Source organism: Salinirubrum litoreum (assembly GCF_020567425.1).
Classification (GTDB): Archaea; Halobacteriota; Halobacteria; order Halobacteriales; family Haloferacaceae; genus Salinirubrum; species Salinirubrum litoreum.
Genome location: NZ_JAJCVJ010000002.1, coordinates 280,204 through 304,502, shown reverse-complemented (window position 1 = coordinate 304,502; position 24,299 = coordinate 280,204). Strand labels below are relative to the sequence as shown.

The 24,299-nt window shown below is 66.3% G+C and carries 24 protein-coding genes; 14 read left to right on the top strand and 10 right to left on the bottom strand.

Annotated elements, in window-relative coordinates; all coding sequences use genetic code 11:
* Positions 1–141: 141 nt before the first annotated feature.
* From LI337_RS10210 to LI337_RS10195, 4 genes are all read right to left on the bottom strand, one after another.
* Positions 142–420 (bottom strand): DUF8028 family protein, encoded by a 279-nt coding sequence (locus LI337_RS10210; RefSeq protein WP_227229741.1) that lies wholly within the window; start codon positions 418–420, stop codon positions 142–144.
* 221 nt (positions 421–641) lie between these two features.
* Positions 642–1,823 (bottom strand): MFS transporter, encoded by a 1,182-nt coding sequence (locus LI337_RS10205; RefSeq protein ID WP_227229740.1) that lies wholly within the window; start codon positions 1,821–1,823, stop codon positions 642–644.
* 87 nt (positions 1,824–1,910) lie between these two features.
* A complete protein-coding gene (locus LI337_RS10200) occupies positions 1,911–2,078 on the bottom strand; it encodes a DUF8143 family protein (protein WP_227229739.1) in 168 nt (55 codons plus the stop codon).
* Positions 2,079–2,139: 61 nt separating this feature from the next.
* On the bottom strand, positions 2,140–2,595 hold the full coding sequence (locus LI337_RS10195) for a methylated-DNA--[protein]-cysteine S-methyltransferase (protein WP_227229738.1): 456 nt from the start codon (positions 2,593–2,595) through the stop codon (positions 2,140–2,142).
* A 119-nt stretch (positions 2,596–2,714) separates the two neighbouring features.
* On the opposite strand from LI337_RS10195, the gene trpC reads away from it, so the two are divergent.
* From trpC to LI337_RS10160, 7 genes are all read left to right on the top strand, one after another.
* Positions 2,715–3,533 carry an indole-3-glycerol phosphate synthase gene (trpC, locus tag LI337_RS10190; RefSeq protein ID WP_227229737.1) on the top strand — a complete coding sequence of 273 codons (819 nt, stop codon included), beginning with the start codon at positions 2,715–2,717 and terminating at the stop codon, positions 3,531–3,533.
* Positions 3,534–3,582: 49 nt separating this feature from the next.
* On the top strand, positions 3,583–4,848 hold the full coding sequence (gene trpB / locus LI337_RS10185) for a tryptophan synthase subunit beta (RefSeq protein ID WP_227229736.1): 1,266 nt from the start codon (positions 3,583–3,585) through the stop codon (positions 4,846–4,848).
* Positions 4,845–5,681 carry a tryptophan synthase subunit alpha gene (trpA, locus tag LI337_RS10180; protein WP_227229735.1) on the top strand — a complete coding sequence of 279 codons (837 nt, stop codon included), beginning with the start codon at positions 4,845–4,847 and terminating at the stop codon, positions 5,679–5,681. Before trpB ends, trpA begins: the two co-directional genes overlap by 4 nt.
* Before the next feature lie 28 nt (positions 5,682–5,709).
* Positions 5,710–6,504, top strand: a complete 795-nt coding sequence (locus tag LI337_RS10175) for a 2-amino-3,7-dideoxy-D-threo-hept-6-ulosonate synthase (protein ID WP_227229734.1) — start codon at positions 5,710–5,712, stop codon at positions 6,502–6,504.
* A 180-nt stretch (positions 6,505–6,684) separates the two neighbouring features.
* Positions 6,685–7,554, top strand: a complete 870-nt coding sequence (locus LI337_RS10170; protein ID WP_227229733.1) for a DICT sensory domain-containing protein — start codon at positions 6,685–6,687, stop codon at positions 7,552–7,554.
* Positions 7,555–7,650: 96 nt separating this feature from the next.
* Positions 7,651–8,835, top strand: a complete 1,185-nt coding sequence (locus LI337_RS10165; protein WP_227229732.1) for a 3-dehydroquinate synthase II — start codon at positions 7,651–7,653, stop codon at positions 8,833–8,835.
* A 62-nt stretch (positions 8,836–8,897) separates the two neighbouring features.
* The gene (locus LI337_RS10160; RefSeq protein WP_227229731.1) at positions 8,898–9,035 is read left to right on the top strand and encodes a hypothetical protein; all 138 of its coding nucleotides are present in this window, start codon (positions 8,898–8,900) and stop codon (positions 9,033–9,035) included.
* Positions 9,036–9,062: 27 nt separating this feature from the next.
* On the opposite strand, the gene pan1 is transcribed toward LI337_RS10160, so the two are convergent.
* The gene (pan1, locus tag LI337_RS10155; RefSeq protein ID WP_227229730.1) at positions 9,063–10,277 is read right to left on the bottom strand and encodes a proteasome-activating nucleotidase Pan1; all 1,215 of its coding nucleotides are present in this window, start codon (positions 10,275–10,277) and stop codon (positions 9,063–9,065) included.
* A 211-nt stretch (positions 10,278–10,488) separates the two neighbouring features.
* On the opposite strand from pan1, the gene LI337_RS10150 reads away from it, so the two are divergent.
* The 4 genes from LI337_RS10150 (at position 10,489) to rad50 (ending at position 15,478) form a co-directional block, all read left to right on the top strand.
* Positions 10,489–10,761 carry a helix-turn-helix domain-containing protein gene (locus tag LI337_RS10150; protein ID WP_303645252.1) on the top strand — a complete coding sequence of 91 codons (273 nt, stop codon included), beginning with the start codon at positions 10,489–10,491 and terminating at the stop codon, positions 10,759–10,761.
* A 93-nt stretch (positions 10,762–10,854) separates the two neighbouring features.
* The gene (locus LI337_RS10145; protein ID WP_227229729.1) at positions 10,855–11,229 is read left to right on the top strand and encodes a DUF7966 family protein; all 375 of its coding nucleotides are present in this window, start codon (positions 10,855–10,857) and stop codon (positions 11,227–11,229) included.
* Positions 11,226–12,779: a DNA double-strand break repair protein Mre11 gene (gene mre11, locus LI337_RS10140; RefSeq protein WP_303645251.1), complete on the top strand. Its 1,554-nt coding sequence runs from the start codon at positions 11,226–11,228 to the stop codon at positions 12,777–12,779. Before LI337_RS10145 ends, mre11 begins: the two co-directional genes overlap by 4 nt.
* Positions 12,776–15,478 (top strand): DNA double-strand break repair ATPase Rad50, encoded by a 2,703-nt coding sequence (rad50, locus tag LI337_RS10135; protein ID WP_227229728.1) that lies wholly within the window; start codon positions 12,776–12,778, stop codon positions 15,476–15,478. Before mre11 ends, rad50 begins: the two co-directional genes overlap by 4 nt.
* 4 nt (positions 15,479–15,482) lie before the next feature.
* Here rad50 and LI337_RS10130 read toward each other — a convergent pair whose 3' ends face one another.
* From LI337_RS10130 to LI337_RS10115, 4 genes are all read right to left on the bottom strand, one after another.
* Positions 15,483–15,947, bottom strand: a complete 465-nt coding sequence (locus LI337_RS10130; RefSeq protein ID WP_227229727.1) for a DUF7346 family protein — start codon at positions 15,945–15,947, stop codon at positions 15,483–15,485.
* Positions 15,948–16,002: 55 nt separating this feature from the next.
* Entirely contained in the window at positions 16,003–16,332 is a 330-nt protein-coding gene (locus LI337_RS10125; protein ID WP_227229726.1) for a DUF7322 domain-containing protein, read from the bottom strand.
* 46 nt (positions 16,333–16,378) lie between these two features.
* Positions 16,379–16,558: a DUF7331 family protein gene (locus LI337_RS10120; RefSeq protein ID WP_227229725.1), complete on the bottom strand. Its 180-nt coding sequence runs from the start codon at positions 16,556–16,558 to the stop codon at positions 16,379–16,381.
* A 240-nt stretch (positions 16,559–16,798) separates the two neighbouring features.
* Positions 16,799–17,506: a class I SAM-dependent methyltransferase gene (locus LI337_RS10115; protein WP_227229724.1), complete on the bottom strand. Its 708-nt coding sequence runs from the start codon at positions 17,504–17,506 to the stop codon at positions 16,799–16,801.
* Positions 17,507–17,598: 92 nt separating this feature from the next.
* Between LI337_RS10115 and LI337_RS10110 the strand changes: the two genes are divergently transcribed.
* On the top strand, positions 17,599–17,781 hold the full coding sequence (locus LI337_RS10110; RefSeq protein ID WP_227229723.1) for a hypothetical protein: 183 nt from the start codon (positions 17,599–17,601) through the stop codon (positions 17,779–17,781).
* 64 nt (positions 17,782–17,845) lie between these two features.
* On the opposite strand, the gene LI337_RS10105 is transcribed toward LI337_RS10110, so the two are convergent.
* Positions 17,846–18,238 (bottom strand): PPOX class F420-dependent oxidoreductase, encoded by a 393-nt coding sequence (locus tag LI337_RS10105; protein WP_227229722.1) that lies wholly within the window; start codon positions 18,236–18,238, stop codon positions 17,846–17,848.
* Positions 18,239–18,533: 295 nt separating this feature from the next.
* Between LI337_RS10105 and LI337_RS10100 the strand changes: the two genes are divergently transcribed.
* Together LI337_RS10100 and LI337_RS10095 are read left to right on the top strand one after the other, a co-directional pair.
* The gene (locus tag LI337_RS10100) at positions 18,534–18,806 is read left to right on the top strand and encodes a winged helix-turn-helix domain-containing protein (protein ID WP_227229721.1); all 273 of its coding nucleotides are present in this window, start codon (positions 18,534–18,536) and stop codon (positions 18,804–18,806) included.
* 169 nt (positions 18,807–18,975) lie between these two features.
* Positions 18,976–24,246: a DNA polymerase domain-containing protein gene (locus LI337_RS10095; RefSeq protein ID WP_227229720.1), complete on the top strand. Its 5,271-nt coding sequence runs from the start codon at positions 18,976–18,978 to the stop codon at positions 24,244–24,246.
* Positions 24,247–24,299: the final 53 nt, after the last annotated feature.

The following is a 24,299-nucleotide window of genomic DNA, read 5'->3' as shown; positions in this document are numbered from 1 at the left end:
CCGGCGGGGTGGAGGATGGAGAGCCCCGTGGGAGGGTGTGTGCGTCGGCGGGGTGGAGGATGGAGAGCCCCGTGGGAGGGTGTGTGCGTCGGCGGGGTGGAGGGGGGTGAGACGCGGGGGTCGATCAGGCTTCTCGCTCGATCACGCGGGGCGCTTGTAGCCCTGGCCGAGCACGAACGCCACCCCGTTCACCGACAGCAGACCGAGGAAGCCGAGGGGGTGTTCCCCGACGACGCCGGTCGCCAGCATCGGCAGGTACGAGAACGGGAGGATGGTCGCGAGCCAGAAGGACGCCGCTCGCACGGGCAGGAGGACGTACTGGAAGAGCGTGGTCACCAGACTCACGACGACCCAGGGGGCGTCGGTGGCGGTGCGAACGGCCTGATCGGAGAGTTCGGGGGCGGACATGGTTCGTCTCACTTGCATCCACGAGCGACACCCCCGTATAAACGAGTGATCGTTGCCGGGTGTTCAGACGGTTTACCGTCGTTCACCCCCGATTCGGCCGGTGTTTACCCGGTCTCACGTCGTTTTACGACGTTGTGAGAGACGGTTAGAACCTTTATCGGCTGTCTAGAGACTGTAAATCCGCTTCGGCACAAAGATATCGAAACGTCGACGATATCGGCACCACAGATCGGTCAGCGAGCGAGGACCGCCGTGGCGACGACGCCGACCGCGAGCGTGGCGGCACTCGCGGCGAACAGGAGCGGTCGGTAGCCGGTGACGACCGCGACCGTGGTGAACAGCGGCGGGCCGATCGTCTGGCCGAGTCTGATCGCCGTCGTCCGGAGGCTGGTGACGCCCCCGCGATACTCCCGCCCGGCGAGCGAACTCGTCGCGGTGTCGAGCGAGGGGAGCGTCAGCCCCATGCCGGTGCCGAACAGCAGGATTGCGAGGCCGGTCTCGGTCGGCGACCCGGCGAGCCAGACGCCGAGCAGGCCGAAGCCGTACGCGAGGAAGCCGAAGCCGACCAGTCGCTCGTTCGAGAACCGACCGGCGAGTCGCCCGTTGTTCGCGGAGACGAGTCCGGTCATCACCGACGACGCCGTGAGGATCAAGCCGTTGCCGAACGGCGACAGCCCGTACGCCTGTGAGAGGAGGAGCGGTAGCGTCGTCAACACCGCACCGTAGAGAACGACGAACACCGCGACGTAGGTGCCGTAGACGAGCAGAGCGCGTCGGGCCGGCACTGCCGAGACGACACCCCGGAAGTAGTCGAGGCCGCGCGTGCTCTCGCCGTCCCCGGCACTCTGCTCGCGCCCCGGCAACGCCCGAAGCGCCAGCAGGCCGACCGGGACGCCGAGCAGGTACAGCGCGAAGGGTGCAGTCCACGTGAGTTCCGCGAGCGCCCCGCCGAGCAGTGGGTACGAGGCCGTTCCGACCGAGATCACCGCGCCGTTGATCCCCATCAACTGGTTGCGCTGGCGGCCCGCGAAGGCGTCCCCGATGAGCGTCACGGCGAGCGTGACGAGCCCCGAGGCGGCACTCCCCTGGACGACGCGGAGCGCGAGGATGACCTCGAAGTTCCGGACGAGGACGACGCTCCCGCCCGCGAGTCCGTAGCCGACGAGACACGGCACCAGCACCGCCCGGCGACCGTACCGGTCGGCGAGAATCCCGATCAGCGGCGCGAGGACGATCCCCGGCAGGGAGAAGGCTGTCAGCAGGAGACTCACCTGCGTCTCGGTCACGCCGAGCGCCTGCTGGACCGCCGGCAGTGTCGGACTGATCAGCGAGACGCCCATCACGCCCATCAGTGAACTGGCGAGGACGACGTGGAGCGTCGGCGAACGCCACGGAATCGCGGGCGTGTCGGACACGGACGTCGGTTCGGTCGCGGGTCGGAAACGGGCTCCGGTTACGGCAGACGCCTCGGGTGCCGCGCAGGCGTCGCTCGCTCGCCCCGTTCAGCCACCTTCGTCGGGCGGGTCGTCCTGCCGGGCGACACGCTCTGCGTCGGCCCGATCGAGCGTCTGCTGGTCGGCCGTCTCGGCCGAGATCAGGTAGTAGAGGACGAACGGCGCGAGGAGGCCGAGCAGGAGGACCAACAGGAAGGCGACACCGAACCCTGGCATACTCGACGGTGGCGGAAGCGACAGAATATGTCTTGTGGCCGACTCGGCGGTCGGAGGCCAGTCAGTCCCGCTCCAACCGCCGGAGTGCCTCGGCCACGTCGCCGGGGGTCGCCCCCCGCACGCCCTCGACGCGGTGGTCCGGCACGAACAGTGGAACCGGGTTCTCTCGGAGTGCTTCCGCGACGAGTCGCAGGTCGTCCTCGTCGTCGCCGTCGAACCCCGCGAGGTTCGCCACGCGCGATCGGCGGACGGTCTCGCCGTAGGGGAGTTTTCGGACTGCGTCGAGGACACGCCGCTGGTCGGTCGGGACCGTCAGCGCGACCGGTACGTCGTCGAAGTGGTCCGACGCGCCCGCGAGGTAGTCGTCGATGCGATCCAGCAGTGGGTGGTCGGACTCGGCGTCCGTCGGTGCGGTCTCGGGAAAGGAGACGCCGACGACCTTCCCGCCCGCGACGCCGATCTCGACCGCCCGACCCAGTGGCTCGAACTCCCGTGCGTAGATGCCCGCGTCGTCCATCGTATCTCGCTGTTGGCGACTCGCGGGTTTCAAGCGTGTGGTGTGTGGTCCCGGACGGGGACGCCCTGCTCCGCGCGGACGCAAGGCTTATGAACAGATTAGTGCATTAGTGAACAACGATGAACGCTACTGACGGTGAGGTCGCGCCTGCGGTGCAGTCGATCCTCGACGCCGCGGCGGCGCGACCGGGCGGTGACGACCGCGTGACGGTCGACGCGCGGTCGTTCCCCGAGGCGGTCGCGCGCGCCGAACGCGCGGGTCGCGTCCCGGTGATCGCCGAGGTGAAGCCCACGAGTCCCACGACCGAGGGGACCCGCGACGACGACCCCGTGGAACTCGCCCGCGAGATGGTCGCCGGCGGCGCGACGGCGCTGTCGGTACTGACCGAACCGGAGCACTTCGGCGGGTCGCTCGAGACGCTCGCCCGAGTCCGCGAGGCCGTGGACGTGCCGGTGCTCCGGAAGGACTTTCTCCTGCGTGAGGACCAACTGGACGCCGCAGAGTCCGATCTGGTTCTGTTGATCGCGCGGTTCGTGGACGACCTGCCGGGACTGGTCGCGGCCGCGAAAGCGCGCGGGTTCCAGCCGCTCGTCGAGGTCCACGACGAGGCGGAGTTGCACGAGGCACTCGACGCCGACGCGGAGATCGTCGGCGTCAACAACCGCGACCTGGCGAAACTGGAGGTCGACCTCTCGACGTTCGAACGCGTGGCGAGTGCAGTCCCCGAGGACGCCGACGTGACCCTGATCGCCGAGAGCGGGATCGCGACGGTCGAGGACGTACACCGGATGCGGGCGGCGGGCGCGGACGCACTGCTGATCGGCAGTGCGATCATGGCCGGTGACGTGCGGGACCGAACCGCACGCTTCACGGACGCGGAGACCGAGAACCAGACATCGAACGACGCGGCGGAGCCGACAGCCGAGGACGACACATGACACGACCCACACACACGGCGACGACGGACACACCGAGGGAGCACCGACGATGAGCGAGGCGAGCGAGACGGACGAGACACGACCGGGCAAGTTCGGCGAGTACGGCGGCCAGTACGTCCCCGAGGCGCTGATGCCGGCAATCGAGGAACTGACCGACGCCTACCAGCGGTACGTCCTCGACAACGAGGACGGGTTCATGGACGAGTTCCGCCAGCGACTGCGGGACTTCGGCGGGCGACCCATCCCGCTCCAGCGGGCAGACCGCCTCTCCGAACGCTACGACCGCGAGGTGTACCTCAAGCGCGAGGACCTCCTGCACGGCGGGGCACACAAACTGAACAACGCCTTGGGACAGGTCCTGCTGGCGAAGTACATGGGCAAGGAGCGCATCGTCGCCGAGACCGGCGCGGGCCAGCACGGCACCGCGACCGCGATGGCCGCGGCCCACCTCGACGTGCCCTGTGAGATCTACATGGGCGAGCGCGACATCAACCGCCAGCGACCCAACGTCTTCCGGATGCGACTCAACGGCTCCGAGGTCAACCCGGTCACGACCGGGCGCGGGACGCTGAAGGAGGCCATCTCGGAGACGATGCGCGACTGGGCGACGAACGTCGAGGACACCCACTACGTCATCGGCTCTATCGTCGGCCCCCACCCGTTCCCGGCCATGGTCCGGGACTTCCACTCGGTCATCTCGAAGGAGGCGAAGCGGCAGTTCGACGAGCAGGTCGGCACGCAACCGGACGCGGTGCTCGCCTGTGCGGGCGGCGGGTCGAACACGATGGGCGCGTTCGCCGCGTTCGTCCCCGACGAGTCGGTCGGCCTGTACGCGGTCGAGGCCGGTGGCTCGTCGCTCACGGTCGACGAGGAGGCGGGCGTCGCGCCCAACTCCGCGTCGCTGTCGACCGGGACCGAGGGCGTCCTCCACGGGGCACGCACGAAGGTCCTGCAGGACCGCGACGGCCAGATCATGGAGTCTCACTCGGTCTCCTCGGGGCTGGACTACGCCGGCGTCGGCCCCGAACTCGCGCACCTCGTCGACACCGGGCGCGTCCACGCCGTCAACGTCGACGACGACGCGGCCCTGACCGAGTTCCACCGTCTCTCACAACTGGAGGGGATCATCCCCGCACTGGAGACAGCCCACGCGTTCGCGTTCCTCGAACGCGACCACGAGTCGCTCGGCGAGACGGTGATGGTGAACGTCTCCGGGCGCGGCGACAAGGACCTCGAAGCCGCGATCGAGGAGACCGCGAAGCGCGACATCGACATCGCGCCGGACATGAGCGTCTTCCAGGGGGCGATGCGGTGAGCCGAATCCCCGAGGCGTTCGCCGACGGCCCCGCGTTCGTCCCGTACCTCGCGGCGGGCGACCCGAACTACGAGGACTCCCTGCGGTACGTCGAAGCGCTCGAAGCCGGCGGCGCGGACGTCATCGAACTCGGCTTACCCTTCTCGGAACCGATCGCGGAGGGACCGACGATCCAGAGTGCGGTCGTCCGGTCGCTGGAGGGCGGGATGACGCCCCGGCGGTTCTTCGAGTTCGTCGAAGACCTCGACGTGTCGGTGCCGCTGGTCTGCATGACGTACTACAACCTGATCTATCAATTTGGAGAGGAAGAAGGCCCCCGACCGTTCGTCGAGAAGGCGGCAGAAGTCGGCCTCGACGGTTTCGTCGTCCCCGACCTGCCGGCGGAGGAGGCCGACCCGCTTCGAGACGCGTGCGACGAGTTCGACCTCGACCTGATCTTCATCGTCGCGCCGACCACGAAGGGCGAGCGACTCCAGCGCATCATGTCGCAGGTGTCCGGCTACGTCTACGTCCAGGCCCGACTCGGCGTCACGGGCGCGCAGGCGGACGTCTCCGACCAGACGACCGACAGTCTGTCGCGCCTGTCGGCGTGGGACGTCCCGAAGGCGGTCGGCTTCGGGATCAGTTCCGGCGACCACGCCGAACGCATCGTCGCGGGCGGCGCAGACGGCATCATCGTCGGGAGCGCACTCGTCGACATCGTCGCCCAGGGCCACGAGGCCGGCGACGATCCGGCCGAGATCGCCCGACGGCTCACGGACCTGAGCGAGGAACTGGTCGCCGGGGCCGGGCGCGGGTTCGCGCAACGAGTACCGAAAGCGGAACGCACATAACCATCGCATGGCAGAGGATAACACACTCATGAACGCAGGTCTCCAGTCTCGACTCGAACGGATCTCCACAGGCGGGCAGTACTTGATCGTCCCGATGGACCACGGAATCACGTTGGGCGCGGTGAAGGGTCTGAAGGACATCGAATCGACCATCGACGCGGTGACACGCGGCGGCGCGGACGCCGTCCTGACACAGAAGGGCATCGCCCCGCGCGTCCACCCGCACAAGAACGGACGCGGCTACATCGTCCACCTGAACGCCTCGACGACGATCGGACCGGACTCGAACGACAAGCGACTCACCGGCACCGTCGAGGACGCCATCCGGGTCGGTGCGGACGCGGTCTCCTTCCACATCAACGTCGGGAGCGACCACGAACCCGAACAGATCGAGGACCTCGCCGGCGTCATCTCCGAGGCAGAGCGGTACAACGTCCCCGTCCTCGCCATGGCGTACGCTCGCGGGCCGGGCGTCGACGAACACGACCCGGAGAGTCTCGGGCACGCCGTCAGGTTGGCAGAGGAACTCGGCGCGGACGTGGTGAAGACGGGCTACTCGGGCGACGCCGACTCCTTCGAGCACGTCGTCACCTCGACGCGACTGCCGGTCGTCATCGCCGGCGGGAGTCGCGGGACCGACCGGCAGACCGTCGAGATGGTACGCGGCGCGGTCGACGCCGGCGCGGCCGGCGTCTCGATGGGCCGGAGCATCTTCCAGCACGACGACCCCGAGGCGATCACGCGGGCGGTCGCCGGCGTGCTCCACGACGACCTGTCTGCCGTCGACGCACTCCGCGAGGCTGGACTGTCGGTGGAGGCGTGACAGGGGCCGTCGGTGCAGGCGTGGCAGGGCGCGTCCGTGGAGCCGTGCCGGACCTGTCGACCGGGACGGTCCTGTCGATGGAGCCCTCACGAACCGTAGTACTGGGGGTCGAGCGGCCCGCTCGTGTCATCGGCCGATACAAAGGCACAAGTAGCTGCTCCCGTAGGGGTACTTAAGGGGATGTCCCTCACGGAACTCATCGCAGGCGTCGAGACACACCAGAAGACCTTGACGGTCTTCAACCCGGACGACGGGTTGCTCGACGCACTCTCTGACCACTTCGCGGATCGCAACGTGGTCGTCCGGGCCGAGGAGACGGATCACGGTCCGAACAACTACGTGGTTCTTGGCGAGGACGACGACTTTCTGACTGCGGCGGGCGTGCAGTCGCTGTTGGCGGACGCCGAGACGCAACCGGGCTTCGAGTCGACCTCCTACGAGTCGGTTCTCGACCATCTCGACGAGACGATGTTCACCTCCTTCTCGAAGGGGCGGATGCTCGCGGCCTCGCGTGAGATCGAAGACCGGGCGTGGCGCGTCGGCTCCGGCGAACTCCACTCCGGCTTCCAGACGGTCTCGGTTCTCGCCGGTGAACTCGACGTGTACGAACGACTGGGCGGTCGGGACGACCTGAACGTCCACGCGTACGCCTACCCGGACATCGACCTCCCGGCGACCGAGCAGTTCACGCTCCATCCCGAGCGCACCGAGGAGATCGAGAGGTCCTGGTTCGTCGCCTACGACGGCGGCGGCGTGCCGGAGAACAAGTGCGCGCTCCTCGCGGAGGAACGCGCCGACGGCTTCTACGGCTTCTGGACCTACGGTCCCGACACCGTCGACTACCTGATCGACCACTTGACGGCGACCTACGCCCGGACCGAGGCCGACGGCGGGGTGGACGACCCGGCGGTCGCGGTGGCCGGCGAGGGGAACGAGGGCGACGCGGGCGACGTGAACGCCCCCGAGGACGCCGACGCGACCGACGTGGGCGCCGGCGACGACGACACGGACACGTCGTCGACCGGCGGGCCGACCGAGTGGCGCTTCTGAATCGAGACGGCTGAGTCGCTCACCCGTGTCACCCGACCGCCGGCAGGTATGCCGACAGTCGCCACGTTCAAGCCACCGCCCCGAGTTGAGTCGGTAATGACACGGAGCGTGTGGATCAAAGCCGACGACAGCGTCGGCGACTGGGAGACACGGAAGCGACGGATCACCGCCGGATTGGAAGCGGGCGTCGACTGGGTACTCGTCGACGAGTCGGACGTAGCGGACGTCAGAAAACTCGGCGACGTGTCGGTGGCGGCCTTCCGCACCGACGCGGACGTGGAGATCACCGACGCCGAGGACACCGACGACGACGCGACCGCCGACGCCTACGTCGTCGGCAAGAACGGCGAGGGCGACGGCACCATCGACCTGCCGAGCGACTTCTCCGGCTCTGCGGACCTGACGACGCTCCGCCGACGCGACGACCGGGCACAGGGCGCGTACGTCCGCATCTTCAGCGACCGGTACGAGGCGTTCGCGGAGGAGGCGGCCGTCGAAGCCGACCACACCATCGTCATCGGCGAGGACTGGACGATCATCCCCCTCGAAAACCTCATCGCCCGCATCGGCGACGAGACGAACCTGATCGCGGGCGTCACGTCGGCCGCCGAGGCCCGCACCGCCTTCGAGACGCTCGAACAGGGTGCCGAGGGCGTCCTGCTCGACACCGACGACCCCGACGAGATCCGCAAGACGGTCGAGGAACGCGACGCCGCCGACCGCGAACACCTCGACCTGCGGACCGCGACGATCACCGAGATCGAACCGACCGGGATGGCCGACCGCGTCTGTGTCGACACCGGGACGCTGATGGACCACGACGAGGGGATGCTCGTCGGGTCGATGTCCCGCGGCCTGTTCTTCGTCCACGCCGAGACCGCGGAGTCGCCGTACGTCGCTTCCCGCCCGTTCCGGGTGAACGCCGGGGCGGTCCACGCCTACCTCCGGACGCCGGACGGCGGCACGGTCTACCTCTCCGAACTCGAGTCGGGCGACGAGGTCCAGATCGTCGACACCGCCGGTCACACCCGCGAGACGGTCGTCGGCCGCGTCAAGATCGAGAAGCGGCCGATGTTCCGCGTCGACGCCGAGGTCCAGACCGACGACGGCGTCGACACCATCGGCACCCTGCTCCAGAACGCCGAGACGATCAAAGTCGCCACCAGCGAGGGCCGGAAACCCGTCACGGAACTCGAAGTCGGCGACGAGGTGCTGGTCTACTACGAGGACACCGCCCGCCACTTCGGCGAGGCGGTCGAGGAGAGCATCATCGAGAAGTGAGACGCGTCGGTCGGCGGCGCGTCGAGACGTAGCTTCAAGTCGCACCGGTCCCACGACCGACTATGAACGCGCTCGACGAGTTCGACCACGACTCGTGGCGGACCGCCCTCGGAACCGGCGTCGGCTACGGGCTCATCCTGGCAGTGATGTTCGTACTCCTCTTCTTGGTGCCGTACCTGCTGTTCGCGGTGCTCGGCTGAAACGACCGTAAAAAGACGGCTCGCCGATCAGGCGAACGCGCGGGAGGCGTCGCCCTCGTCCGAGGACTCCTGTTGGATCTTCTCCCACGCCTCGACGAAGTCCCGCATGTAGATCTCCGTGCGGTCGTCGCGGATGGCGAACATCCCGGCCTCGGTACAGATGGCCTTGATGTCTGCCCCCGACGCGTCGTTCGCCAGTTCGGCCAACTGCGCGAAGTCCACGTCGTCGGAGACGTTCATGTTCCGGGTGTGGATCCGGAAGATGATCTCGCGACCCTCCTCGTTCGGCTTCGGCACCTCGATGAGGCGGTCGAAGCGACCCGGGCGGAGGATGGCTTCGTCCAGCATGTCGAAGCGGTTCGTCGCGGCGATGATCCGCACCTCGCCGCGTTCGGCGAAGCCGTCCATCTCCGAGAGCAGTTGCATCATCGTGCGCTGGACCTCGGCGTCGCCGGAGGTCTTGGAGTCCGTGCGCTTCGACGCGATGGCGTCGATCTCGTCGATGAACAGGACGGCGGGTTCGTTCTCGCGGGCGACCTCGAACAGGTCGCGGACGAGTTTCGCCCCCTCGCCGATGAACTTGTGGACCAGTTCGGAGCCGGCCATCTTGATGAAGGTCGCGTCGGTCTGGTTGGCGACGGCCTTCGCCAGCATCGTCTTCCCGGTGCCCGGCGGCCCGTACAGCAGGACGCCGGACGGCGGGTCGATGCCGACCGTGTCGAACATCTCCGGGCGTTCGAGGGGCATCTCGACGGTCTCGCGGACCTCCTGCATCTGTTCTTCGAGTCCCCCGATGTCCTCGTAGGTCACGTCCGGACTGTGCTCGACCTGCATCACGCGGGCACGCACGTCCGTCTCGTTGTCCAGTCGCTTGACGATGGACAGCGAGTTGTTGACGGCGACGCGGGCGTCCGGTTCGAGGTCCTCGCGGAGTTCGTCGGTGACCTCCGTGAGCGCCTCCTGGTTGTTCCCGTGCTGTTTGATGATGACGCCGTTGTCGGTGATCTCCTGGACGGTGGCGACGAACAGCGGGGACTGCTTCAGCTTCTTGTTCTCGTGTGTCAGGCGTTCCAGCTTCTGCTGGTACTTGTTGTTCTCGGCGTTCGCGTCGAGGAGTTTGTCGCGCATCTCCTCGTTTTGGGTCTCGAGAACGTCGAGTCGCTCCTGGAGCGACTCGATCTTCTCCTGCTGCGACGTCTCCTCCTCGTACGGGAGATCGACGTCGTCCACAGTGTCGGTCATCACCAGACTTACGGCGGTGATTCTTAAGAGGCTTCGGGTAGCCGGGGTCCTCGCCGGTCGCCGCGCTGTCCCCGTTGTCGGCGGTCTACGACCCGTTCACGGTCCAGACGACCGGAGCGCGACCAGGCGCTCGACGGTGTGGTCTAATTCTTGAGAGTAATAGAACAGAACAGCAAATATTATCTGTTCGCATCCTCACCGTGAGAGTACGATGAGTACGTCAGAAGCGAGACCTGCCGACGCGAGCGAGGAGACGACCGGCGACCGCTGGACGCCGATCCGTGAGATGCCCCCGAGCGCGAAACTCGTGGCGAAGGTGCTCGACTACGAGGACACGATGACTCAGAGCCAACTGGCCGAGGAGACGCTGCTGCCGTCCCGCACCGTCCGGTACGCCCTCTCCCGACTGGAGGACGCCGACGCCGTGGACTCGCGGTTCTCTTTCACCGACGCCCGGAAGCGCATCTACACGCTGACGATCTGAGGCCCCCCTGCGAGTCGACTCGCCGCACCACCCAGCGAGCCACCGTCTGCGCCCGACCGAGCCCTTTTCACCGATCACGGGACCACACCGCCCGTGGCGTCCACGAACACGGTCAAGCGTGCGCTCGCGGCACTCGCGGCGGGACGGGGCTTCGTCCCGGGAGACACCGACACCGACGACCGGCGTGCGGACCGCGTCGTCGCCGACGCCGAGACCGCAGTCGAACGACTCGACACGGCCGCCGCCTTCCTCGCAGAGGGCGGTGAGACGAGACTCCGGCGGGCGGTCGCGCGCGCCGACGCGCAGAACCGACGCACCCTCGTTCGGCGCGGACAGCGCGTGCTGGCGACCCTCGACCGGTTCCGGACGGTTGCGAACGAGACCGACGTGTCGGCCGGTGGTCGGCACGCCCGAGCGCACCCGACGGAAAACGTCAAACCGGCAGGGGGCCAACGACCGGACAGATGACACGGGTGATCCACACCGGCGACACCCACATCGGGTACCAGCAGTACCACTCGCCGGAGCGCCGGCAGGACTTCCTCGACGCGTTCGAGGCAGTCGTCGCCGACGCCATCGACGACGACGTGGACGCGGTGATCCACGCCGGCGACCTGTTCCACGACCGGCGGCCCGACCTCCAGGACTTGCTGGGGACGCTCGCCGCCCTCCGGACACTCGCGGACGCCGACATCCCCTTTCTCGCGGTCGTCGGCAACCACGAGTCCACGCGGGGCGGACAGTGGCTCGACCTGTTCGAGAACCTCGGCCTGGCGACCAGACTCGGGGCCGGGCCGTACCGCCTCGGCGACGTGGCGGTCTACGGCCTCGACCACGTGCCGCAGTCTCGCCGAGACGACCTCGCGTACGACTTCGAACCACACGACGCCGCCCACGCGGTGCTCGTCAGCCACGGCCTGTTCACGCCGTTCGTCCACGGGAACTGGGACACCGAGACGGTGCTCGCCGAGTCGAACGTCGACTTCGACGCGCTGCTCCTCGGCGACAACCACACGCCGGACACCGCCGAGGTGGCCGGCACGTGGGTCACGTACTGCGGTTCGACCGAACGCGCGAGCGCCAGCGAACGCGACGAACGCGGCTACAACATCGTCGAGTTCGGCGACGACGTCGACATCAGTCGCCGGTCGCTCGACGACTACACCCGCGACTTCGCGTTCGTCTCGGTCGACCTCGGCGAGGGCGAAGGGATCGAACGCGTCCGCGAGCGAGTCCGGCAGTTCGATCTCGACGACGCGGTCGCGATCGTCGAGATCACGGGCGAGGGAGAGCCGGTGACGCCCGCGAGCGTCGAGGAGTACGCCGCCGAGGCAGGCGCGCTGATCGCCCGCGTGACCGACCGACGGGAGATCGAGGAGGGGGAGACCGACATCGACGTCTCCTTCGCCGACCCGGACGACGCCGTCCGGGAGCGTGTCCGCGAGATGGGGCTCTCGACGGCGGCCCGCGACGTTGACGAGACGGTCCGGGCGAGCAAAGTCGCGGACTCGAACGTCCGCCAGGAGGTCGAGACGCGCGTGACCGACCTCCTGGACTCGGACGACGAGGCGTTCAGTCCGGCGGAGGTGAGCGAGACGGCAGCACACGAAGACGAGTCGAATCCTGCTGCCCCGGCCAACGCAACCGACGCAACCGACGCAGCCGACGAGACCGACGTGGAAGCGGAGGCCGACGCGGGCGAGACAGACGAACCCGCAGCCAGCACCGAACCCGCAGACGACCTCGCCGGAGACGGCCCCGAGACAGCAGAGACTGCTGACACCGACGACGCCAGTAGTTCCGACACTGAAACCGCAGTCGATACTGCCGATGCCGACACCGACGGCACCGAAACGGCAGACGACACTCCCGACACCGACGCCGACAGCACCGAAACGGCAGACGACACTATTGATACCGACACCGACGGCACCGAAACCGCGGACGACACTACCGACACCGACGCCGACAGCACAGACGACACCGACAGCCAGGTCTCGATGGAGGACTTCCTGTGAGGTTCGACCGCATCCGACTCCGGAACTTCAAGCCGTACGACGACACCGATCTCCAACTCGCAGACGGCGTGACGGTCATCCACGGGTTGAACGGCAGTGGCAAGTCCTCGTTGCTGGAGGGCTGTTTCTTCGCACTCTACGGCGGGAAAGCGCTGGACGAGACCCTCGAAGACGTGATCTCGAACGGCGAGGACGAGTGCGACGTCGACCTGTGGTTCACCCACGACGGCGGGCAGTACCACATCGCACGTGAGATCAGAGAGTACGGCGGGACGCCGAGCACGACCAAGTGCGTGCTGGAGCGCACCGACGCGACCGGGGACGACGCGGTCACGATCGAGGGTGCGACCGACGTCCGGGCGTTCGTCACCGAGTTGCTCCGGATGGACGCCGAGGCGTTCGTCAACTGCGCGTACGTCCGGCAGGGCGAGGTCAACAAACTCATCGAGGCCAGTCCGACCGACCGCCAGGACATGATCGACGACCTCCTCCAACTCGGAAAACTGGAGGAGTACCGCGAACGCGCCCGCGAGGCCCGACTCGGTGTCAACGACGTTCTGGCCGACAAACGCGGCGGCCTGAACGAGTTGGAGAGCCAGATCGAACAGAAAGAAGCGCAGAACCTCCACGAGCGACGGAACGCCCTCCAGAGTGATCTCGACGAGATCGACGCCGAGATCGACCGGTTCGAGGCGAACAAGGAGTCGGCCGAGGAGACGCTGGCCGACGCCGAGGAGATCCTCGAAACCTACGAGGAGAGACGCGAACAGGTCGAGTCGGTCGCCGAAGACATCGACGAACTGGAGGACGACATCGCCGACACCGAGCGAGAACGCGAGGTCCTCCGGGACCGGATCACCGAGACGCGCGACCGGATCGAGTCGCTGGAGGACGACGTCGACGATCTACTGGCAGAGACCGAGATCGAACAGGCGAGCGAGGAGACAATCGCCGATCGACAGGACGCGTTGACCGACCGCGAGTCGACGCTTCGAGACGAGAAGACCGAGGCCGACCAGCAGGCGAAGATGTTCACCACGCAGGCCGACAACCTCGAGAGCCGTGCCGACGAGTTGGAGGCCGACGCCGAAGGGAACCGCGCGGAAGCCGACGAACTCGAAACCGAGGCCGACCGGCGTGCACAGCAACTGGCCGACCAGCGCGAGCAGATCGCGTCGATGGCGGAGGAGATAGAGGGTCTGAAGAGCGAGTTCGACGACGCGCCAGCCGACTTCGGGGAGGCCGAGTCGCACCTCGCGGAACTGAAGAGCGAGCGCGAGGACCTCCGGAGCGACCAGCAGGCGGTGAGCCGGGAACTCAACACGCTCCAGCAGTCAATCGAGGAGGCCGAACGACTGAGAGCCGAGGGCAAGTGTCCCGAGTGCGGACAACCGGTCGAGGACTCACCGCACGTCGAGTCGCTCGCCGACGACAGAGAGCGTCTCGACGAGTTGCAAGCAGAGCGTGACGACCTCGCCGAGGAGCGTGAACGACTGGACGAGCAGATCGAGCGTGCCGAGGAACTGGCCGACGTCGAGAGCGAGGTCGCCACCCTGCGGCAGAACCGCGAGAACATGCAGGAACTGCTGGCGGAGAAGGAGTCGAACGCCGACGAGAAGCGTGAGACTGCCGAAACCCGACGCGAGGAGGCGAACGACCTCGAATCCGAGGCCGACGAGAAGCGGGACGACGCCGAGACACTGCGGGAGAAAGCAGAGACGAAACGCGAGGAGGCAGACGACCTCGCCGACCGACTGGAGACGGTCGACGCCGAACAGGAGACGCTGGACCGACTGGACACGAAACTCGACGCGATCACGGACGCCGAACGCGAGATCGACAACCTCCGGGACAAACGCGAGAGCCTCGCCGACCTGAACGACGAGCGCCGGGACCGCCTCGCCGACCTGCGGGAGCGCAGAACCGAGTTGCAGGACGCGGTGGACGACGAGGAGATCGACTCGGCCCGCGCGGAGCAGGAACGCGCCGAGTCGTATCTGGAGAAGGTCGAGCCGAAACTCGAAGAGTTGCGCGAGCGACGTGACGAGACCCAGAGCAAGATCGGTGGTGTCGAAGCCGACATCGCCCAGTTGGAGGAGCTCCGCGAGCAGTACACGGCCCTCGAAACGCGGGTCGACCGCCTCGAATCGCTCCACGCCGAGACCGAACGCCTCGAAGCGATGTACGGCGACCTCCGGGCGGAACTCCGCCAGCGGAACGTCGGCAAACTGGAGACCCTGCTGAACGAGACGTTCGACCTGATCTACGGCAACGACGCCTACGCCCGGATCAGACTCGACGACAGCTACGAACTCACCGTCTTCCAGAAGGACGGGAGCGCGCTCGACCCGACACAGCTCTCCGGCGGGGAGCGGGCGCTGTTCAACCTCAGCCTGCGCTGTGCGATCTACCGCCTGCTCGCCGAGGGCATCGAGGGGGCCGCCCCGATGCCGCCGCTGATCCTCGACGAACCGACCGTCTTCCTCGACTCGGGGCACGTCTCCCGACTCGTCGATCTGGTCGAGGAGATGCGCGACCTCGGTGTTCGCCAGATCGTGATGGTCAGCCACGACGAGGAACTGGTCGGCGCGGCCGACGACCTCGTCACGGTCGAGAAGAACGCGACGACCAATCGGTCGTCCGTCAGGCGGGAACGGGGGGCGACGGTCGCGGAACTGGAGTCGCTGGCGGACGACTGATCGGCTACCCGCCGTCGTCGGTCGCCACGTCCGGGCCGAGGTCCGCGTCCGGCCTGAGGTGCGCCACGGCTTCGCGCGCGAGGTCGGTCGCGTCGTAGCCGCGCGCGCTGTGAACCTCGGCCTCCCGCACGAGTCCCGCCGCCCGGAACTCCGAGAGCAGGCCGTGGAGGTCGCTCTCACAGAGGTCGTACGCCGCGAGCAGATCGACGACCGGCGTCGGTCCGGTGTCGGCGAGTTCGACCACCAAGCCGAGCGCACGGTCGTTCGGGACCGCCGTCAGCAGTCGGCGGACGCTCTCGGGGACGGCGGTCGCGGCGGTCGCCAGTGGCGAGGTTCCCTCGACAGCCGAGAGCCGGTCGTTGGCGACGTACTCTTCCTCGCCGGTCTCGGGGTCGCGGACGAGACTCGACTCGCCGGACTGCTTGACGAGCAGGTAGCGTCGACCGGTGTCGTCACGAACAGTTCGCACGACCGACGAGAGAAGCCGGAACGGAATAGCGGTTGTGTCTCACCGATGGTCGCGTTCACTCCTCGCGCGTCACGAACGACCGGTACTGGAGGTAGGTCCGCAGAAGCGCGAGTGCGCCGACGAGAACGGCGGCCCCACCCCAGAGCCAGTCGCCTCGAAACCCGATCAGCATCGCGCCGAGGCTCACCCCGAACAGGCCGACGTTGGCGAAGACGACCGCGCTCCAGAAGTTCTGAGCGACCTCCGCCGGCACGTCGGCGCTGGACCCCGACGGCGTCGACACCTCCGGTGCCTTCGGGACCCGCACCAGGTCACGCTCGGGATTCCCCCAGCGGTCCTCGGGGTTCGGCTCGTCGGGTTCGTCCGGCCACGGTTCGTCTAACACTACTCGGTGGTGAGGTCCCAACGACAAAAAGCGTTCGCGGTCCGTCTCAGACCTGCTCGCTCAGTCGGACGGTGAGTGTCGTTCGAAGCCACGCGAGCGGGTTCTCGGCGTCGTAGAAGACGACTCCGTCGTCCTCGTCGTACGCCTCCACCGTCTCCGCACCGGTCGGTTCGGGTGGCTCGCCACCCGTCCGCTCCAACCCGTCTGCGTCGGCGTCGTCGGACATGGTCGAGAGTGTGGTACGTAATCACATGGTAAATGCCTTTCCGTCGAGTCACCCTTTGCACGGGTTCGTCGCCGAATCGCAGAGATCGGTGACGAGATGCGGCAGAACACGACACAGTTCTCTCTGAACGTGGAATTCGAGGGGGAGAAGTGAAATTACGTTTCGTTTCGAGATCGACGACGACGCCGGGCAGGTGGCGCGTGGTGTGGTGACGACCGGGACGCTGGCGACCGGAGTGTGCTACTTCACGCGGGCGTTCCAGTAGGACACCGACGCGAGTTCGTCGCCGACGGGCGTGTCGCGGATGGCGGTGTCGAGCCCTCGAAACTCGCCGGCGACGCCGTTCGGGATCTTCCGGTAGAAGCCGTAGGGGAGCAGGAAGTCGTGTTCGGCGTTCGCCAGTCGGAGCCCCGCGTCGGCCAGCAGTCGTTCGACCTCGTCACTTGCGTAGAGGTGCGAGCCCATCGGGAGCAACCAGTTGTAGAGCACCCGGAGACTGCGGCCGTTGAACGTGTCGAAGAACACCTGTTCTTTCGAGACCCGGGCCATCTCCGCGAGGAACTTCGCGGGGGTGTCTGCGAGGTGGAAGAAGCGCATGGCGAACACGCTGTCGAAGTGGTCGTCCGGGAAGGGGAGTCGCGCGGCGTCGCCGCGCATGAACTCGATGTGGTCTGCGACGCCGGCCCGTCGGGCCTTCTCCCGCCCCTGTTCCATCATCTCCGAGGAGATGTCGAGGCCCACGATGTCCGCGCCGCGTTCGGCGAGCATCGCGGTGAACCGGCCGGTGCCACAGGCGATCTCCAGCACGTCCTTTCCGTCGACCGGTGCCAGTGCGTCGAGGACGGCCTGCTTCTCCCGCCTGTCGATCAGTCGGCCGCCACGCGAGAACCGCTTGGCGTCGTACTCCTCGGCGACGTCGTCCGACTGATACCACTCCTTCCCTTTCACTACTCCGAGATGCACACTCGGGGACTAAAGACGTATTGGATGTGTCTCGCAGGCGGACCGAACTTATGTGTCTCGGTAGCGTACCACACGGTATGCCCACCTGTAGACGGTGCGGCGAGACACACGAGCCGACCGACCTCACGCGCCACGAGGAGGCGAGACTCGTCTTAGTCCACTGTCCGGACTGCGACTGTCTCATGGGTCGCTACCGCCGACACGGCGACGATCCACAGACCGACACGCTCCGCGACGAGGGGCGTGTCCCCGGCGGCTGAGTCGCCTGCCGTCACCGTGTGAGTCACCCGTCGCCGGCGGACCGCTCGGCCGGTTCCGGCGTCTTCACCCGCTGGTGACGACGTGGTCCGTCGAGATGCGGACGATGACGCGCGCTCCGGACTCCTCGCCGTGGTGCGGGTACTCGTCGACACCCATGTACCGCTTCGCGAGTTCGTCGATGTGGTCGGTGGCACCCTCCTCGGTCAGTTCCGCCTCGCCGCGAACCGAGACGTACCGGTAGGGGTCGTCGGGGTCGAGCACCGAGACGCCGACTTTCGGATTTCGCCTGACGTTCTTCTCCTTTCGCCGCCCGCGTGCGGTGTTGACGAGGACGTACTCGCCGTCCTCGTGGTCGACCCAGACCGGCGTGACCTGCGGCGTTCCGTCCGGCATGACCGTCGCGAAGTGGGCGAACGACTCCCGCTCGAAGATGTCCCGGTGACTCTCTGGAATCACGGTAGCGAGTCACACGCGCGACGCAAAAGCCTTCGCCCACCCGGTCGGGTCTCTCCGCCCATTCGGTCACTTACGGTACGCCTGTCTGCCGGTCGGCCGCCGTGTCCCGTGTCTCTCGTCGCTGTCCTCTCCGCACCGTGTCGACCGACCGACACTGCGCAGTCGTGCGATCTGTCCTGCATGATCGTCCGGCAGGAATCGTCGTCACCGCAAACTATTATGTCCTTAAGGTGTCTGAGGGACCTTGTCACATTAGTAGGGAAGCTTTACGACTGTTCACTCGCTGGCGTGTAGTATGAGCACCAGTACCGCAGAGGCCAACCGGGAGGACCCCCTCTCCGACGCCGAGTTCCGTGAACGTCTCCGCGAGCTTCCCCCGAGCGCGAAGCTCGTCGCGAAAGTACTCGAGAGCGACGCACCGCTCTCGCAGGGCCAACTCGCCGAGGAGTCGTTGCTGCCGGACCGCACCGTCCGCTACGCGCTGAACCGCCTGGAGGAGTCCGACCTCGTCGGCTCCCGCTACAGCTTCAAGGACGCCCGGAAGCAGGTCTACTTCCTCAACACCTGAGGCGACCGACTCCGAGCCACTTCGATCGACTGCACGACCCCGCGCTGACCAAGCCACCTTCCTCCTGCGTTCGCCTCGCCCAGTGGCGACGCGCTCGACTGCCGTCACTGTCGGTCCACAACGCGCCGAAGGTGAGTAGTTTTTACACGGGTGCGCCGAAGGTGTGCCCATGAGCGATGACACGGGGGGCCAGTCCGCGCTCGTCGACTTCGGGCACAGCGAGGCGGACGAGGACCGTCCCGACGCGGAGGCGGCCGCCGTCGCCGGCGGCGTCGAGGCCGCAGAGGTGATCGACGCGAGCGACAAGCGGTTCCCGGACGCCGACGGCGAGATCGACGTGGCGGTGACACAGGTGGACTACAGCGTCGAGTACGCCGACGGCGAGGAGTATCCGGTCGTCCACGTCTTCGGCCGCGACGGGCGTGAACCGCTCCACGTCCGCGTCCTCGGCTTCGAGCCGTACTTCTACGTCCCGACCAGCCGACTCGCCGACCGTGCCCAGCGGCCCGAAGACGAGTTCGACGCCATCCTCGACAGCCGCGAGACCGACGCCGACGGCGACCCGTTCGTCTCCATCCGTGGCGAAGAACTGACGAAACTGATCGGCCGGACGCCCCGCGACGTGGGCCAACTCCGCGACGAGTTCGAGGAACACTACGAGGCGGACATCCTCTTTCCGAACCGCTTCCTGATCGACAAGGACGTCGGCAGCGGGATCCGCGTGCCGGCCCGCTGGCTGGACGACGACGAGACCACCTTACAGGTCCACCACGAGGAGGTCTACCCGGTCGACGCCGAGGGTGACCTCCGGGTGAACACCTTCGACATCGAGGTGGACGACCGGTCCGGCTTCCCGGAGGACGGCGAGGAGCCGATCGTCTGTCTCACCAGCCACGACAACTACCGCGACGAGTACGTCGTGTGGCTCTACGAAGCACCCGAGGGCGACGGCCCGATCCCGGACTCGCTGCCGACCTACGAGCCACTCGAGGACGACACCGACATCGACGTCCGGTCGTTCGAGACCGAGGGGGCGATGCTCGACGCCTTCGTCTCGTACGTCGAGGAGACCGACCCGGACGTGCTGACCGGGTGGAACTTCGAGGACTTCGACGCGCCGTACTTCCTCGACCGACTGGAGGAAGTCGACCCCGAGACCGACCACGATCTCGATCCGGATCGTCTCTCCCGGATCGGCGAAGTGTGGCGCTCCGGGTGGGGCGGTCCGGACGTGAAGGGTCGGGTCGTCTTCGACCTGCTGTACGGCTACAAGCGCACGCAGTTCACGGAGTTGGAGTCCTACCGACTGGACGCGGTCGGCGAGGTCGAACTCGGCGTCGGCAAGGAACGCTACTCGGGCGACATCGGCGACCTGTGGGAGGACGACCCGGAGCGACTGTTGGAGTACAACGTCAGGGACGTCGAGTTGTGTGTCGAACTCGACCGGAAACAGGAGATCATCGCCTTCTGGGACGAGGTACGCCAGTTCGTCGGCTGTCTGCTCGAAGACGCGCCGACGCCCGGCGACACGGTGGACGTGTACGTCCTGCACAAGTCGTTCGGTCGGTTCGCCCTGCCGACGAAGGGACAGGCCGACGCCGAGGAGTACGAAGGCGGCGCGGTGTTCGATCCCATCACGGGCGTCAAGGAGAACGTCACCGTCCTCGACCTGAAGTGTTTCAGCGAAGACACCGACGTAGCAACCCCCAGTGGCATTCGGAACATTCGGGAACTCGAAGAAGGCGACCCGGTGTACACGTTGAATCCGGACACCTTCGAGTGTGAGGTGAAGCCGGTGATAGATACTCAGTCGTACGACAACCAGTACGGTGAACTCCACCACGCCTCGGGTAACACGTACGACTTCAAGGTGACCGAGAACCACCGATTCCTTCTCTCGAAGGAGCGGGGGTGGGACGACCTCTATCCGGAAGATTACGAGTTCGATGCGTACCGTGACATCCCCGATTCGGAGCGGTTCGCGTTCCCGAACCACGAACCGATGTCGGGTGCCCAGCGAGACAGGTTCGATCTCGCTGGTGAGGCCTCCGACGGTAACGTTGTCGTCTACGCACACGACGGCCTGTCGAGCTTCCGAGCGCAGATGCCACAGAGCGTCGAGTCGGAACTCGACTGGGCGAACGGCACGTCACGGCTCGCGTCCATCGAGGGGAAGACCGGCAAGTACCTGCTCCCGGTGGAGACGTACCGTGAACACCGGGACGAGATTGACGAACAGGCAGACGAACTGTTCCTCAAGTACGACAGGGGACACGCTGAGATGCCCTGTTCGTTCCGGATGGACGATTGGCTCGAACTGATCGGGTGGTTCGTCACGGAGGGGAGCTTCACGCGCGACTCACACGGAATCGAACTCCATCAGCAGGATGAGGGCGGTCGTGCGTCGATTCGAGACCTTCTCGACCGGATGGATATTAACTACAGTGTGGAGAAAGCCGGGTTCAACATCTCCAACCGGTTCCTCTACGACTGGTTCGCGGACTACTGTGGCGACGGCTATGCGAACAAGCGACTGCCAGCGTGGGTCTTCGAACTTGATGCGACACACCTCCGGACGCTACTGGACACGCTCGTCGCAGGCGACGGGAGAAGCACAGAGAGCGGACTGCAGAAGTTCTGGACGAAGAGCGACCAACTCAAAGAGGACGTGGCACGGCTTGCGATACAGTGTGGAGAGAAGCCGACTGTTTCGAAGCAGTCGGACGGCACGTGGTACGTCTCCATCGGTAAGCGGGGGTCGATGAGGAAGGCCGACGCCGAGGTGGAAGACCACGACGGTCAGGTCCACTGCATCACTGCGAAGGACAACCATGTCGTTCTCGCGGGCCGGAACGGTCATTTCCAGTGGGTCGGTCAGTCGCTGTACCCGATGTGCATGGTGACGATCAACGCCTCCCCGGAGACGAAGGCCCCCGACGACTACGACGGCCCGGTCTACACCGCCCCGAACGGGACCGAGTTCCAGCAGGAACCCGACGGCATCATCCGGGAGATGGTCGACGAACTGCTGACCGAACGCGATGAGAAGAAGGCGCGCCGCAACGAACACGATCCGGATTCCGAAGCGTACCAGCAGTTCGACCAACAGCAGGCGGCGGTGAAAGTCATCATGAACTGCTTCACGCCGGACACCGACGTTCTCACACCCGAGGGGGTCCGGAACATCCGCGACTTGTCGGTCGGTGACGACGTGTACTCGCTCGACCCCGAGCGTCAGGAGATGCAGGTCAAGCAGGTCACGGAGACCCACGCCTACCCCGACTATCGCGGCGAACTGGTAGACATCGAGACGAGCAAGACCGACTTCCGGGTGACGCCGAACCACCGGATGCTGGTGCGGAAGGACGACAAAAACGGCGCATCGTGGGACGACTACCGATTCGTCGAAGCCGGCGAATTGAACGGGTCGTCACACTACGAACTCCCGCACGACTGGTCGATGGACCACGGCGAGGAGATCGAGGAGATCGACCTCACCGAACTGCTCGACGGCGACTACGAGGTGTGGGTCCGCCCGGAGGTCCACGGCCGAACCTTCACCACGGAACTCGGCTGGACACCCCGGAGAGTACCGAAAGCCGACGTGGGACAGACCGGCTACGTCTTCGACGCCGAGGAGTTCGAGCGTCACCGCGAGTACATCGAGTCCGTCTGTGAACTGAGCTTCGTCCACCGCGAGTCGGGCCGGAAGTGGATTCCCCGGACGTACGATTCAGACGACTTCCTCGAACTGCTGGCGTGGTACATCACGGAAGGGAGCGTCTCCACCTCCGAAGACAAGCAGTTCGGCGAGAACTTCCGGGGGAGTGCGACGACCATCCAGATCGCACAGGACGCACTAGCACGAACAGACGGTGGCGCGGGGGTCGACACTGCCGAGAGCGACCACGCCAGAATCGGCGACCTGCTCGACCGGATGGGGTTCGACTACTACGTCAACGACCAGAGCTACCAGTTCACCTCGAAACTCCTCGGTGGACTTCTCGAACGACTCGGCGGCACAGGGAGCTTCGAGAAGTGTATTCCCGAGTTCGTCTTCGACGCTTCCGAGCGACAGAAGCGACTGTTCCTCGACACGATGATCGCAGGCGACGGCGACCGTCAGCCGAACTCGTGGCGATACACAACCTCCAGCGACCGACTACGCGACGACGTACTCCGCCTCTGTGCGCACCTCGGCCTGACCGCGAGCTACGGACAAAACGGCGGCTCGTGGCGAATCTACTGCACAGAGGGTGCGAAGAACAGCTTCCGGATGCATCGTTCGGGTGGGCGGAGTACCGCCGACGAGGGCGCGTACTGCGTAACTGTCGAGGACAACCACACACTTCTGGCAGGGCGTAACGGAAAGTTCCAGTTCGTCGGGCAGTCGCTATACGGCGTAACGGGGTGGGATCGCTTCAGATTGTACGACAAGGAGGTCGGCGCGGCCGTCACCGCCACGGGACGCGAGGTCATCCGCGAGACCGAGAAGATATCCAACAGCATCGGCCACGAGGTGACCTACGGGGACACTGACAGCGTCATGTTAGAAATCGGACAGCTATCCGACGACGACCTCGTCCCCGCAGAAGAGATCCCAGAGGCGATGCGGGATGCGAACCCCGACGCAACCGAACGCGAACTCCGCGAGCGCCAGACGATCCTGGAAACCGGCTTCGAGTTGGAGTCGCAGATCAACGACGGTTACGACGAGTTCGCCGAACGCGAACTGAACGCGCTGGAACACCGGTTCCAGATCGAGTTCGAGAAGCTCTACCGACGGTTCTTCCAGGCGGGCAAGAAGAAGCGGTACGCGGGTCACATCGTCTGGAAAGAGGGGAAGTACGTCGACGACATCGACATCACGGGCTTCGAGTACAAACGCTCCGACATCGCGCCGATCACGAAGCGCGTCCAGAAGGACGTCCTGGAGATGATCGTCACCGGGACCGACGTGGACGAGATCCGGCAGTACCTCAAGTCGGAGATCGACGCCTTCGAGGACGGCGCGGTCGACTTAGACGAGATCGGGATTCCCGGCGGCATCGGCAAGCGACTGGACGCGTACGAGACCGACACCGCACAGGTTCGCGGCGCGAAGTACGCGAACGCGTTCCTCGGGACGAACTTCCAGCGCGGGAGCAAGCCCAAACGCCTCTACCTCGACAAGGTCCACCCGGACTTCTGGCGGCGGATGGAGGACGAGAAGGGTCTCGACCCACAGCGGAACAGCCTCTACGGCGAGTTCAAGGCCGACCCGGACGTGATCTGCTTCGAGTACGCCGACCAGGTGCCCGACGAGTTCGAGATCGACTACGAGACGATGCTGGAGAAGACGCTGAAGGGACCCATCGCCCGCGTGATCGAGGCACTCGGGATGTCGTGGGACGAGGTGAAGAGCGGCCAGGAACAGACCGGACTCGGCTCGTTCATGTGACCGGCGGACTCACGGACAGCACTCGTCGCCGACTCGGCCAACAGATCAGTGTG

Excerpts from the sequence above, each read along its gene's own strand:
- LI337_RS10165 (WP_227229732.1), top strand. The coding sequence starts at position 7,651 with ATGACACGGAGCGTGTGGATCAAAGCCGACGACAGCGTCGGCGACTGG.
- LI337_RS10200 (WP_227229739.1), bottom strand. The coding sequence starts at position 2,078 with ATGCCAGGGTTCGGTGTCGCCTTCCTGTTGGTCCTCCTGCTCGGCCTC.
- LI337_RS10195 (WP_227229738.1), bottom strand. The coding sequence starts at position 2,595 with ATGGACGACGCGGGCATCTACGCACGGGAGTTCGAGCCACTGGGTCGG.
- LI337_RS10100 (WP_227229721.1), top strand. The coding sequence starts at position 18,534 with ATGAGCACCAGTACCGCAGAGGCCAACCGGGAGGACCCCCTCTCCGAC.
- LI337_RS10150 (WP_303645252.1), top strand. The coding sequence starts at position 10,489 with ATGAGTACGTCAGAAGCGAGACCTGCCGACGCGAGCGAGGAGACGACC.
- LI337_RS10160 (WP_227229731.1), top strand. The coding sequence starts at position 8,898 with ATGAACGCGCTCGACGAGTTCGACCACGACTCGTGGCGGACCGCCCTC.
- mre11 (WP_303645251.1), top strand. The coding sequence starts at position 11,226 with ATGACACGGGTGATCCACACCGGCGACACCCACATCGGGTACCAGCAG.
- LI337_RS10175 (WP_227229734.1), top strand. The coding sequence starts at position 5,710 with ATGAACGCAGGTCTCCAGTCTCGACTCGAACGGATCTCCACAGGCGGG.
- trpC (WP_227229737.1), top strand. The coding sequence starts at position 2,715 with ATGAACGCTACTGACGGTGAGGTCGCGCCTGCGGTGCAGTCGATCCTC.
- trpB (WP_227229736.1), top strand. The coding sequence starts at position 3,583 with ATGAGCGAGGCGAGCGAGACGGACGAGACACGACCGGGCAAGTTCGGC.
- pan1 (WP_227229730.1), bottom strand. The coding sequence starts at position 10,277 with ATGACCGACACTGTGGACGACGTCGATCTCCCGTACGAGGAGGAGACG.
- LI337_RS10170 (WP_227229733.1), top strand. The coding sequence starts at position 6,685 with ATGTCCCTCACGGAACTCATCGCAGGCGTCGAGACACACCAGAAGACC.
- LI337_RS10095 (WP_227229720.1), top strand. The coding sequence starts at position 18,976 with ATGAGCGATGACACGGGGGGCCAGTCCGCGCTCGTCGACTTCGGGCAC.
- LI337_RS10110 (WP_227229723.1), top strand. The coding sequence starts at position 17,599 with ATGCCCACCTGTAGACGGTGCGGCGAGACACACGAGCCGACCGACCTC.
- LI337_RS10120 (WP_227229725.1), bottom strand. The coding sequence starts at position 16,558 with ATGTCCGACGACGCCGACGCAGACGGGTTGGAGCGGACGGGTGGCGAG.